This is a genomic window from Mucilaginibacter sp., assembly GCF_039925265.1.
Lineage (GTDB): Bacteria > Bacteroidota > Bacteroidia > Sphingobacteriales > Sphingobacteriaceae > Mucilaginibacter.
Genome location: NZ_JBDSZG010000065.1, coordinates 67,686 through 80,826, shown reverse-complemented (window position 1 = coordinate 80,826; position 13,141 = coordinate 67,686). Strand labels below are relative to the sequence as shown.

The 13,141-nt window shown below is 39.8% G+C and carries 13 protein-coding genes; 11 read left to right on the top strand and 2 right to left on the bottom strand.

Going from position 1 to position 13,141, the window contains the following annotated elements:
- The first annotated feature begins 53 nt into the window (after positions 1-53).
- The 10 genes from ABIX36_RS26930 (at position 54) to ABIX36_RS26885 (ending at position 9,500) form a co-directional block, all read left to right on the top strand.
- A complete protein-coding gene (locus ABIX36_RS26930; protein WP_348085268.1) occupies positions 54-1,010 on the top strand; it encodes a glycosyltransferase family 2 protein in 957 nt (318 codons plus the stop codon).
- Between the two features lie 60 nt (positions 1,011-1,070).
- Positions 1,071-1,754: an acylneuraminate cytidylyltransferase family protein gene (locus tag ABIX36_RS26925; RefSeq protein ID WP_348085267.1), complete on the top strand. Its 684-nt coding sequence runs from the start codon at positions 1,071-1,073 to the stop codon at positions 1,752-1,754.
- On the top strand, positions 1,754-2,689 hold the full coding sequence (locus ABIX36_RS26920) for a phosphoglycerate dehydrogenase (protein ID WP_348085266.1): 936 nt from the start codon (positions 1,754-1,756) through the stop codon (positions 2,687-2,689). Before ABIX36_RS26925 ends, ABIX36_RS26920 begins: the two co-directional genes overlap by 1 nt.
- Positions 2,690-3,430: an SDR family oxidoreductase gene (locus tag ABIX36_RS26915; RefSeq protein ID WP_348085265.1), complete on the top strand. Its 741-nt coding sequence runs from the start codon at positions 2,690-2,692 to the stop codon at positions 3,428-3,430. It begins immediately after the preceding gene.
- Positions 3,431-3,446: 16 nt separating this feature from the next.
- Complete coding sequence (locus tag ABIX36_RS26910) at positions 3,447-4,877, top strand: hypothetical protein (RefSeq protein ID WP_348085264.1); 1,431 nt, start codon at positions 3,447-3,449, stop codon at positions 4,875-4,877.
- Between the two features lie 28 nt (positions 4,878-4,905).
- The gene (locus ABIX36_RS26905) at positions 4,906-6,219 is read left to right on the top strand and encodes an O-antigen ligase family protein (RefSeq protein WP_348085263.1); all 1,314 of its coding nucleotides are present in this window, start codon (positions 4,906-4,908) and stop codon (positions 6,217-6,219) included.
- Positions 6,206-7,009 (top strand): 6-hydroxymethylpterin diphosphokinase MptE-like protein, encoded by an 804-nt coding sequence (locus ABIX36_RS26900; RefSeq protein ID WP_348085262.1) that lies wholly within the window; start codon positions 6,206-6,208, stop codon positions 7,007-7,009. Before ABIX36_RS26905 ends, ABIX36_RS26900 begins: the two co-directional genes overlap by 14 nt.
- Positions 7,010-7,039: 30 nt before the next feature.
- A complete protein-coding gene (locus ABIX36_RS26895; RefSeq protein ID WP_348085261.1) occupies positions 7,040-7,843 on the top strand; it encodes a glycosyltransferase family 2 protein in 804 nt (267 codons plus the stop codon).
- 10 nt (positions 7,844-7,853) lie between these two features.
- Positions 7,854-8,357 carry a DapH/DapD/GlmU-related protein gene (locus tag ABIX36_RS26890; RefSeq protein WP_348085260.1) on the top strand — a complete coding sequence of 168 codons (504 nt, stop codon included), beginning with the start codon at positions 7,854-7,856 and terminating at the stop codon, positions 8,355-8,357.
- Positions 8,358-8,621: 264 nt separating this feature from the next.
- A complete protein-coding gene (locus ABIX36_RS26885) occupies positions 8,622-9,500 on the top strand; it encodes a glycosyltransferase family 4 protein (protein WP_348085259.1) in 879 nt (292 codons plus the stop codon).
- Between the two features lie 12 nt (positions 9,501-9,512).
- Here the strand turns inward: ABIX36_RS26885 and ABIX36_RS26880 are convergent, their stop codons facing one another.
- Positions 9,513-10,694: a hypothetical protein gene (locus tag ABIX36_RS26880; protein ID WP_348085258.1), complete on the bottom strand. Its 1,182-nt coding sequence runs from the start codon at positions 10,692-10,694 to the stop codon at positions 9,513-9,515.
- Between the two features lie 189 nt (positions 10,695-10,883).
- Positions 10,884-12,011, bottom strand: a complete 1,128-nt coding sequence (locus tag ABIX36_RS26875) for a glycosyltransferase (RefSeq protein WP_348085257.1) — start codon at positions 12,009-12,011, stop codon at positions 10,884-10,886.
- A gap of 106 nt (positions 12,012-12,117) precedes the next feature.
- Here ABIX36_RS26875 and ABIX36_RS26870 point away from each other — a divergent pair, with 106 nt between their 5' ends.
- Positions 12,118-12,990 (top strand): SMP-30/gluconolactonase/LRE family protein, encoded by an 873-nt coding sequence (locus ABIX36_RS26870; RefSeq protein ID WP_348085256.1) that lies wholly within the window; start codon positions 12,118-12,120, stop codon positions 12,988-12,990.
- Positions 12,991-13,141 lie beyond the last annotated feature (151 nt).

The following is a 13,141-nucleotide window of genomic DNA, read 5'->3' as shown; positions in this document are numbered from 1 at the left end:
CCAAGTACACTTGAAGAGTTCAATTAATTTGATAACAATAAAACGGTTTTGCCATGTATTATACTTGTAGCTTAATTGTTCGGTCGTTTAATGAAGAAAAGCACATTGGCCGACTGCTGGAAGGTATAAAAAAACAAACTTTATATTCCGAAACGGAGGTTATTTTGGTCGACTCCGGTTCTACGGATAATACTGTAAAAATAGCTTTGGAACACGGCGCAAAAGTGATCTCCATTAAGCCTGAGGAATTTTCGTTTGGCAGAGCCTTGAATAAAGGTTGTGAAATGGCAGCCGGTAAATACCTGTTATTTGCCAGCGCGCACGTTTACCCGGTTTATACCGACTGGATAAAGAAGATGATCCAGCCGTTTGATAATAAAAACATAGCCCTGGTTTATGGTAAACAAATTGGTAACGAGATTACCAAATACTCCGAAAGCCAGATCTTTAAAAAGTGGTTCCCCGATGATTCTAACTATAACCAGGATCATCCGTTTTGCAATAACGCCAATGCTGTTGTAAGAAAAGAGCTTTGGTTAAACCAGCAATACGATGAAACACTTACAGGCCTTGAAGATTTAGACTGGGCCCGTAAAATTGAACAAAAAGGGCACGTTATTGCTTACGAAGCCGATGCACCTATAGTGCATGTGCATGAAGAATCGATATCGAAAATAAAAAACCGGTACATGCGCGAGGCAATAGCCCTGAAGAAAATATTCCCGAAACAACACATGAGCCTGCTAGATTTTGCGCGCTTGTATGTTGCTAATACTTTCAGCGATTTTGTACACGCCCGCCACGATGGCGTATTATTTAAAAACGTATCAGAAATAATACGGTTTAGATACATGCAATTTTGGGGCACCTATAAAGGCTTTAAGCACGGCGAAGTAAACACCCGTTTAAGGCAACGCTTCTACTACCCTAACGGTTTGCGGAAGAGTTCTACCGAGGAAAGAGAAAACGCTGAAAAAATTGTTTATTTAAAAGGCAACCACGCGGGTTGATCTTAATATCTTATCGATATTATCACAATTAATTACCTCATACTTTTCATCAATAAAAAAATGACAGATAAACATAAGCTTGTAGCTATTGTACCCATGCGCCACTCCAGCGAACGGGTACCAGGTAAAAACTATCGCGATTTTGCGGGCAAACCGTTATTTCATCATGTAGTTGGTACTTTGCTGGAATGCGAACTTATTGACAAGGTTATTATAGATACCGATAGCCCAATAGTTATTGAACAAACCAAAGAAGTTTTCCCTGAGGTTATCGTGTTGGAGCGCCCGGAGCATTTACGCGATGGCAGCATCCCGATGAATGATGTGCTGATGAACTCCATTAACCAGGTACCATCAGAATTTTACCTGCAAACGCATAGTACAAACCCTATCCTATCGGCAAAAACGGTAGCTGCGGGTATCAAAAAGTTTTTTGAGGTGTACCCAATGTACGATTCGCTGTTTTCTGTAACCCGCAAAAACGTGCGTTACTGGGATAGCCTTGCAAGGCCGATAAACCATAACCCAAACATATTGCTGCGTACGCAGGACCTCCCCCCTATTTTTGAAGAAAACTCGTGCATGTACCTTTTCACCAAAGAAATTTTGGCGAAGAAACACAACCGCATAGGCGATAGGCCCTACTTATTTGAGATGATGGAAGAAGAAGCGCAGGATATTGATGTAGAGCTGAATTTTATAATGGCAGAACTGCTGTACAAACAATTAAACAACATCAAGTAATGAAAGTTTTAGTAACCTGCCCGCCAATGCTTAGGGCAATTGAGCAATTGAGGCATTATTTTGAAGATAAAGGTTTAGAGCTGGTAACACCAAATGTGGTACAGGTTTTAACCGAAGACGAACTTATTGAACTTGTACCTACTGTAGATGCATGGATAATAGGTGATGACCCTGCCACCGAAAAGGTATTTACCGCCGGCAAGAACGGCAAGCTGATAGCCGCAGTAAAATGGGGCGTTGGTGTAGATAATGTTGACTTTAAAGCCTGCGAAAAACTGGGCATCCCTATTGCAAATACCCCGCGCATGTTTGGCAACGAGGTGGCTGATATGGCCCTGGCATACTTTACCGGCCTTGCCCGCGAAAGCTACAAGGTTGACCGCGAAGTACGCGCAGGTAATTGGATAAAGCCTGCGGGCATGTCTATAAGTGGTAAAACTGTTGCCCTGGTAGGCCTTGGCGATATAGGCCTGGCTACAGCCAAAAGGTTAAAAGCTTTTGATGTTACTATAAACGCGTACGATCCTTTCACCAAACTAACTGCTGAGGAGGCCGGGGTTGATACCATACTGCCGTTCCCGGAGAATTTGGGAGCAGCGGATTTTGTGGTGATCACCTGTGCGCTAACACCTTCCAGCTACCACCTCATCAACGAGAAAAGCATCCAGCTAATGAAGGATGGTGTAATTATTATTAACGTATCCCGTGGTGGTTTAATTGACGAAACAGCGCTGATCGCGGCTTTAGAAAGCGGTAAAGTAAAATCAGCCGGCTTAGATGTATTTGAAGTTGAACCCCTACCGGCCGACAGCCCGCTGCGCCAGTTTGAACAGTGTATTTTTGGCACACACAATGGCTCCAATACCAAAGAAGCGGTAATAAGGGCAAGCCTAAGGGCCATCGAGATTTTGTTTGGATACTTAAACATTAAATAATTGGAAACAAAAAAAACGGTTGTAATAACAGGGGTACTGGGCGGCATAGGCACCCAGCTTGCACAAACCTTTAAAGAAAACAACTATACGGTAATAGGTTTTGATGTAAAAGACCAACTATCGCCGTACTGCGATAAGTTTTTTAAATTCGATCTGCACAAATATTGTTCGGATGCAGACTATAAACGCGAGGCCGAAGCAACTTTTGATGTAGAGATCCCTGAGATCTTTGTGTTGATCAACAACGCGGCCGTTCAAATATTATCCAGCCTGAGCGAATTACAGCTACAGGACTGGAACCAAACGTTAAATGTAAATTTAACGGGGCCTTTAATGCTGAGCCAATACTTTTTGGCAAAGTTAGAAAAAGCCAAAGGCTCTATCATCAATATAGCCAGCATACACCACCAGCTTACCAAAAAGCGCTTCGTATCCTATGCAAGCTCTAAAAGCGCGCTGGTGGGCCTTACTAAGGCACTCTCGGTTGATCTGCAGGGCCGCGTACGCGTTAATGCCATAAGCCCGGCCGCAATTGATACCCAAATGCTAAGAGATGGCTTTGATAATAACGAAGCCAAGGTGCAGATGCTTAATGAAATTCACCCAAGCCAGCGTATTGGTAAACCGCAGGAAGTTTCGCAACTGGCCCTGCTGCTTGCCGAAGACAAATTAGGCTTTATTAACGGCGCAAACCTCAATATAGATGGCGGCATAAGCAACGTGCTAAAAGATTTAGATTAATGAGTAAAAATAATAGATGTTAAAGCGCGCCTGGAATTCTCCTACATTAATGACCTGGTTGAGCTATTCGACAAAAGCGCTCACCTTGTTTGGTGTACTTCCGTTGGTATTAAAACAATTTTCATCGGGCGATGTGGTGCTATGGTACTTGTTTTCTACCATAATTTCGCTTCAAAGCATTGCCGACTTTGGTTTCAGGCAAACCTTTTCCCGTATAATATCCTACGCTTTTAGCGGTTCGAAAGACATTAATATAATTAAAAGCGATACCACGCCAGATCATACCGAGGAAGCGGGCCCTAATAAACCTTTGCTAAACAGTATCGTTTCAACCATGAGAAGCATCTACGTTTGGCTAACATTGGTTGTATTTGTTTTAATGCTGGTATTTGGCACCTGGGCCATGATAAAACCCGTAACCGATGGGTCAAATATTATACAAACATGGTGGAGCTGGGCTGTAGTGCTGGTAATATCATGCATAAGCTTTTACGGAAAGATCTATATGAACTTCCTGGAAGGTTTGTACAAAATAGCCCTCGTAAGGCGCATCGAAACGCTTACATCTGTTGGTAGTATTTTAACAAGTATCATTATTTTGTACGTAGCACCTTCGCTGTTAAACCTGGTTATTGTAAACCAATTTTGGGTGCTCATTGTAACCATCCGGGATTGGTACTTATGCCGAACAGTAGATGATAATTTTTACCTACAGGTATCAAAAAAACTGCCTTTTAATAAAGAGATATTTATAAAAATATGGCAACCAGCATGGCGAAGCGGGATATCGGGCTTTATGTCGGTAGGGCTTACCAACCTAACTGGTCTTATTTATGCCCAGGTGGGCAATACTGCTGCTGTGGCAGCATATTTACTGGCCCTAAGGATAATCAACCAGGTAAAGGAGATCTCTATGGCTCCATTTTACAGCAAACTGCCCTTATTAGCTATTCTGCGTGTAAAAAACGATATTCCTCAACTTATTAAAACCGTAAAGCGGGGAATGCTGCTAAGCCATATTGTGTTTCTTTTTGGCTTTATTGGGGTTGGTTTATTTATTAATCCCCTGCTAATTCTTATTCACAGCCACGTACAGTTTGTAGATCAAAAACTTTGGTTACTGCTTGGCGTTGCCTTTTTCATTCACCGTTTTGGTGCAATGCATATGCAGGTATATTTATCTACCAACCATATTATTTCGCACATAGCAGATGGCATATCCGGTATTATGTATATTGTATCCAGTTTAATATTAATTCATTATATTGGTATTTATGCAATCCCTGTAGGAATGCTGGTAGGCTACCTTGGCTTTTACGCATGGTATGCTGCGAAGTATTCTTACCAGTCGCTAAATGTAACATTTTGGGCCTTTGAACGCGGCACTTCTGTGTTGCCATTTGCGTGCAACTTACTTTATATTATAGTTATCTTAGTTAACTTGTGATATTCACGATTAATAAAATTGATAAAAAATGATCTATCAGATACTCGCTATAATATCTTTAATACTGGTAACTAACTTTCCAAGCCCAGCTGCAAAAGTTGTGACTGCCATTATACTTTTGGCATTATCTCTAAAACTTTTTAAACAAAATCATATAAGCTTGAAAAAAATCGGCAAAGTTAATGGCTTGTTAATATTTTATTTGCTTTTACTAAGTATAGCCTCGTTTAGGAATAGTGACCCCAAAATTGAGATGACCTCAATTGCTGTAATCAATGTTCTGTATTTGTTGTTTTTTGTTTTTTTTGCCGCCTTAGCGATATACTATATATCAAGAGAAACCAGTGATACAAAAAAATTTATTTTAAATTTTATAATAATCCCATATTTCATTTTGGCATTGGTTAACTTCCTGCTATATTTTTTAAATATCAATCCAACGGTACAAGTTTTGGCGGAAGATGAGCGGGGTATGGCCGTAATGTTTTCGTATTTGGGAATCTCGGTACGGAGGGTGATATTTCCATTGGCCAGTGGTTTGAACGAATACACATCGTATATGGGCGGTGTATTTTGTTTTACAATATGGTATTTCCTCACTTATAAAAAAGGTAAATTTTTCATGATAATTGCGGGAGCCGCAATGTTATTTTCTCTTCTGTTTGTAGATTCGAGAGCGGCATTGATATATCCGATCCTTTTTTGCGGCTTAGTTTATTTGTTGTATAAATTCAAGATCAATTTTCCGCTGAAGTACCTGGCGTTACTTGTTGTTGTTGGGCCGCTGCTTTTTGGATATTTACTTCCTCTCATCGCAGCCGACAGCGGAATAAGTTCAGCCTTATCAAGGCACTCCAATGATATTGCTACAGGTAATACACGTTTTACAATTTGGAAAATCGCGTTAAAACAATTTGAATCTTTTGAGCCAATTCATATTATTGGATGGGGCCAAACCGGGCACTTTGCCTCCGGTGCTTCCTTAAGATGGGGCTATTTGTTTGAAGGGTGGAAAAACGCTAATATGAAAAGCCCGCATAGCACAGTGTTCTCTATTTTATTTGACGAGGGGTACATTGGCTTGCTTGTATACATTGCCCTGTTATACCAATCCTTTAAAAAGACTACGGCAATTTGGCAATCTAAGCCCATCACCGCCGGCGCTTGTATTGTTTTTCTTTTATATAACATCTTGGCTGGCTTTAGCGAGTCGTTAGGCGGCTTCTATCTTATTAATTATACCTATTTATTTACCATGGTGGTCATAGTGATTAACGTGGAGTATGAATATATTGATAAACGACAGATAATAATGGTAACCACAACATATGGAGACGAATAAAGAACATCCGATATTATCCGCAAGTGATAGTATAAACATTTACCGCCAGGCAGGCTTTATGCTCGCAAACCGATTAAAGTGGGATCTTAATCCGTTAGCATGGAGCTCAAGAAGCACCCTCCGTAAGCTAAAAAACAGCCAGGCCGGTAAAAAGGCGGTAATTATTTGCAACGGCCCAAGTTTACTGCAAACTGATTTTTCCTTGTTAAAAGACACCTATACTTTTGGATTAAACAAAATCAATCTGTTATTCGACAGGGAAGATTTCAGGCCTAATGCAATTGTATCTGTAAACGCAATGGTGATCGAACAAAATAAGGACTTTTACGAAGAAACCTCCATCCCATTATTTTTAGATTCGGCCGCCACATCTGTTGTAAAAAAGGGAAAAAATGTAACCTTTCTGCATTCCGGCCAGCAATTTAAATTCGCACGGGATGTTTCCATGAGCGTTTGGCAGGGGGCAACCGTAACAACAGTTGCCTTGCAATTAGCTTTTCATATGGGGTTCTCAAAAGTAGCTGTAATTGGATGTGATCATAACTTTGCCGAGAAAGGCTCAGCCGGTAAAACTGTTGTATCGAGTGAAAAAGACGAATCTCATTTCGATCCGAGATATTTTGCAGGTGGCGTAAAGTGGCAATTACCCGATATTCCAACCAGTGAATTTGGATACTACCTGGCAAGGGAAAACTTTGAGGCCTCGGGCAGAGAGTTATATAATTGCACGGTTGGCGGCAAATTAGAACTTTTTAAACGCTTAGACCTGAAAGATTTCATTAATTCTTAACCTGTCCTTTTGTAAATAAGCAACTGTAACATGAGTGCAAGTCCATTAGTATCGATAATAACCATTGTTTATAACGGCGAACGGTTTTTAAATAAGTGCATTGATAGTATTAAAGATCAGTCCTACAAAAACATAGAATATATTGTAATAGACGGAGGATCTAAAGACGGTACTATTGATATTGTAAAAACCTACGGCGACCTTGTGAAAGTACTGGTTTCTGAAAAGGACGAAGGTATTAGCGATGCTTTTAATAAAGGTATCGACAAAGCAACAGGTGAAATTATTGGCATACTGAATTCCGACGACTTTTTTTACCCGGACACTATTGAAACAGTGGTAGATTTTTACAACAACAACGAGCAGAAAAAAGGGATTTATTTTGGCGACATCAGGTACTTTGATGATGACATGAGTTACATACGAATATCTGACCTTTCCAAAATGTGGAAGTACATGTCGCTTAATCACCCATCAGTTTTTGTTACCAGCAACGTTTATAAAGAAATCGGCACATTTTCCAAGGAGTATAAATACACCATGGATGTTGAGTTTTTACACAGAGCTTTAAGCAAAAGTGTTCCGTTTTTTTACATCAACAAAAGCCTGGCTAATTTTAGGTTAGAAGGAACGAGCGATTTGCATTACAAGGACATGTACAAAGAGTTTTATAAATCGGTACAAAAATATAACGACCAGGGCCTTAGTACCAGGTTTTGGTATAGATGGTCTGTATTTAAAAAGGACGTTGCACAAACCAGCATAGGCAAGTTCTTTTACAAAAGAAAACACCTGTTGACTCCGCTATTATCAGGAAAAATAGCCAAAGGATAAACTCAACCTTATGAAAAGAAATTTCAATATCTTTCAGGACTGGAGTACTAACAAAGGGTATTTTAAAGGTCAGCTGGTTCTGTTGCTATTTAGATCTGCAACTTTGGTAAAATCAAATATTATATTAACCGTCCTGTTTTGTTGGTATTTGTTATTCTACAGATTTTTTGTTGAGTGGGTTTTAGGCGTAGAACTTTCATGGAATTTAACCGCCGGGAAAGGATTGCAATTATTTCACGGCCAGGCATTAATAGTAAATGGAAACACTATAATGGGAGACAACTGTATTTTAAGGCATTCTACAACAATAGGAAATAAAGGCGAAATAGAGTTTAGCCGGTTGGACAGCCCCATAATCGGAAACAATGTAAATATAGGTGCCAACGTGTGTATTCTTGGCCATATAACAATAGGTGATAATGTTAAAATAGGCGCCGGCTCAATAATAACAAAAGACATTCCTTCTAATTGTATCGTGGTTGGTAACCCGGCACGCATCATAAAGAATAACTAAATCTAAAATTCGCAATCCCATTTTATGCCTAAAAAGTTAAAAATCCTGGTGGTTGGCCAAACACCCCCTCCATACGGTGGCCAGGCGATAATGATTGATCACATCGTTAAAGGCGAATATGAAAAAATAGAAATCTTTCACGTCAGGATGTGTTTTTCGAAAGAAATGAACGAAAAAGGATCGTTTAACTTTTACAAATTCACCCATCTGTTCGAAATAATTTTAAAAACCTGGTACCTAAAGTTTAAACACAACATAAAAGTATTGTACTATCCTCCAAGTAATGCACCTAAAACAAGTGTATACCGAGACATTATTATATTATTACCTACCAGGTTTTTATTCAAAAAAACAATATTCCACTTTCATGCTGCCGGCCTGTCAGAAGAGTATTTTTCATTTAACAAATGGGGCAAATACCTAATTAACTTGGTATATAACAAGCCGGAGCTTTCTGTAGCTAATTCGCGTTTCAATCCCGATGACGGGTTATTTTTTCAATCAAAAATAAATTCATTTTTGGCTTATGGCATTCCCAACACTTACCCTAAAGATACCAAAAAAGTATTTTTTGACGGAAACGGAGTTTTAAACATATTATTTGTTGGATTATTAAATTCAACAAAGGGCGAAGGATTTTTATTAGAGGCAGTTGGCTTATTGGTTAACAAAAACTATAAGATAAAACTTAGGATTGCCGGCGTGTTTGAAACTGACGATTACAAGGAAAAGTTCTTCGCACGGGTGCATGAACTTAAAATGGAAGATCATTTTGAGCATTTGGGGGTGATCACAGGCGACTCTAAAAATCAGGCGTTCTTAAAAGCCGACATTTTTTGCTTTCCCAGTTTCTTTGTATCAGAATCATTGGGAGTTGTGATACTGGAGGCTATGCAATATAAATTACCGGTGATAGCAACACGGTGGCGCGGTATACAATCCATCGTGGCCGACAACGAGTCTGGCTATCTGGTTGATATAAAAAACGAACATCAAATAGCTGACAAAATTGAATATTTAATTAATCATCCGGAGATAATTAAACAATTTGGAATAAGAGGTAATGATCTGTTTTATGAAAAATATTCTTTACCCGTTTATTTGAAGAGTATCGAACATGAGTTTTATAAGCTAAATAGTTAACGACTTCCCCTCTTAATTGATATTAACCACACAAGCACCGCTTAAATAAACCTCCGGTACAGAAAAATTGATTTGCCCGTTGGTTATGATTGCTGTAGTTTGATAGGTAGCCTTCGGGGCTACCATCACATCCTCGCCGGTGTTGGGGATAGAAAGTACCGAGATATTTACGCTGCTTTTTCCGGCAAATGACGCTAACGCTTGTATGTTGCTCAAGCTTAAATTAACATTTGTTACTGATACATTTTTCCTCTTATCACCATAATAGCCCAGTAAAACCTGGATCTTATCTGTTTGATAATTTGCAAAGCATACCACATGGCTGTTATTCGAGCGGTACTTCAACCGGTTAGTTAAACTTAAATTATAATATTTATACGCCCACCACGCTGCCCGGGGCTGCATCGTTTCCGCATCTATAAGCCCATCTAACGAATTGTTAAAACAGTTGCTTTTGCCGTTAGATTCGGTCCAGCAGGCCTTACACGCACCATCAGCACCACCTTTTTCCAAATAAACAAAGTATGCGAGTATGCTGCCGGGCGAAAACTGGTCGCTCTGCGGGATTATCTCATTTATCTGCACCGATTTAATATGCAGCGCGGCATACTTAGGGTTATTTACAAACATCGATTTTGCGAGCAAAATATCGTCTGCTACTTTTGGTATATCATCTTCGCTTTTAAATTCGTGCCAGCTAAGTACATCCAGCGTCATTTTATTTGCGAGGCAATAATCTAAAAACTTTCCTAAGAAGGCTACATCAAATTTAGAGATCGACGGGCCGGATACCATAGCCGTGCTACCACCGGCCATGCTCCTTATCTGGTCGTAACCATTTTTGTAAGTACTAAAAAACTCTTCGTCACTCCCGCTCCAAAATTGCTTGCCGTTGGGCTCGTTCCATATATCATATATCGGTTTAATCCTCTCTGCTTTATGCTGAAACATAACACTGCGTACGGTATCTTTCCATTGGCGCATCAAAAGTACCGGCGTTTTCCTAAAATCATTATCGGGGCCTGCATACTTAAAAACATCGCTCACCAAAAAAATAGGCTTTGCACCAAAAATTTTCATCCGCGCCATCATCTTTTTGTTTCTCGAACTTATCCTCCAGTATTTTGGCTGCAGCGGCTGTATCAGGTCTGATGTGGGTTTCTGCGCATTTACCGAAAGCAGGAAGCCAATCATTGATTTTTGGGGCGATATGCGTGGTTTACTACAGTCTACAGAAATTGTGATGTTTTGTGGCTGAGCCGCTTTGGGGTAAATACAATAAAACAGGTTGCTAAAAAGTATTAACGGTAAACCAAGGCTAATAATGACAAATCTCTTCCGCGCTTTCATACAATGTTTTGTTAGTACTTGGGCTTAAACGCCTTATAAACTATTTTCAGTATAAAATTGCTCTAATATTTTAATGTTGGTTTTAATATCAAATAAATCGCTAACTCTCTCTCTGCCCTTTTTTACCATATCTGCAGTTTTTACGCTGTCATCAATAACAGCTAATATCTTGTCGGCCATTGATTGGTCGTCGTCAACCTCAATCAGGTATCCGGTAACGCCATCCTGTATAATTTCATTTAGCCCGTCAACATTGGTGGCTACAACCGGCACCTGCAGCATTTGGGCTTCGGCTACAACATAGCCAAACGACTCGAACATAGATGTCATTACAAAAACATCCGTTTCGCGGATAGTTTGGAGCAATTCCTCCCGGGATTTCCATGATAATATGTTAATCTTCTCCTCAAGATGATTCTCTGCTATATACTGTTCAAGGGCATCTTTCCACTTATCATCAAACCCTGCCCCTACGATCTGAAAGCGGATATCGTTACGCAGATCGGTAACCAGTTTGCAAACACGCAGAAACATCATAGGGTTCTTCTGGTCAACCAACCGCCCTACCATGGTTATCATTTTAAAGTTTTTAGGAGCACCTACAGGTTCGTCGCGCTGCGGCAGTATTTCAATACTGTTTGGGTATACTACAACTTTACGATCAGGAAACCCCACATCCACCTTAGACCTGCGCGCCTCCGATTGCGATGCGGCGAGCAAAAAATCGGTAAAAGGTATTGCTAATTTTTCTATCCATAATAACACTTTCCGTTTTAAACCTTTTTGCCCTAAGTATGCATAGGCATTTGGCGTATAAAAAACCTTTGGTTTAAAAAATATACTGGCCAGCCTGGTTGTCATACCTGCCTTAGAACTATGCGCATGTATAATATCAGGTTTAAGCCTGCGCACTAATTTTATCGTTTCAATAATACTTTTCAAATCGCTTAAAGGCGCAATTTCTATAGTTATCTCGAGGTTAATGTAGGGTACGTTGTACTTATTAACCATTTTAATTATCGATTCTCTTTGTGCCGGGCATGCAAGCATCACTTCAAAACGGTTCCGATCTATGTTAGTTATGATTTGTTCTATATAAGTTTCTATTCCTCCCTGTACCTGGGAAATGTGTAACACTTTAATTTTGTCCGGGTTCGTCATGCTGTAATAATCGTTTTACCCTGTAATTTTAAAAAAAATAATCAATATCATTCCTATTTTTGTTTAATTAGCAACGCGAAAACCACCTTATTATAAATTATTAAAAATGAACGCCAGTTTACTCTTAAATTTTAACGCCGTTTTAGGTGAGGGAGCCATCTGGGACTATGATAATCAAAAGCTTTATTGGGTAGATATTGAGGGTAGATTGTTTAACGTGTACGACCCGCTAACGCAAAAAAACTCGGTTTACAATGTCCATAAAAGAATTGGAACGGTAGTACCCTGTGCTAATAACAAAGTTTTGGTGGCATTGCAGGATGGGATAGCCACTCTCGATTTACTTACCGGCGAAATTGAGTATAAGTTAAACACCGGGATCCACCAGGAAAATAAAAGATTTAACGATGGCAAGTGCGACCCGCAGGGAAGGTTTTGGGTAGGATCGTTAACCGTTGGAAATGCCACCAGCGATAACAAACTGTACAGCCTAACCAGCGATTTTAAACTTGCTGAACACTTAACCGGCTTAACTATATCCAATGGGATAGCCTGGTCTGCCGATAGTAGTTTAATGTATCACATAGATACGCCAACCGGCGAGGTGTCGCAGTACGATTTTGATAAGAGCACCGGGAGTATTGCCAATAAACGGGTCATTATTAAAATACCGTCAACCGAAGGGTACCCCGACGGAATGACGATTGATAGTGAAGGCATGCTTTGGATAGCCCTTTGGGACGGTTTTGGTGTAGGCAGGTATGATCCGCAAACTGGCAAGCAATTACAAAAGGTTAACGTACCGGCACCTAAGGTAACGTCTTGCGCGTTTGGCGGTAAAAACCTAAATCAGCTTTATATTACTACCGCGAGTTGTGAAATGAGCGAAGATGAACTAAACGAGTATCCGTTGAGCGGATCGCTATTTGTTGTGGAAACCACGGTTGTTGGTTGCCGAAGCCACAGATTTAATTTTTAGCCCCCCAGCAAGAATTATAGATATAAATTTAAGCCATCGGTAACGAAATAAATGGCCAATATTGAAGGCAAATTATTGCATCCGTTTTGCAAAGTGATGTTCTTTTTAACCTGTTAAATATTTATTATGTTAATATTTAATAATTAAAATT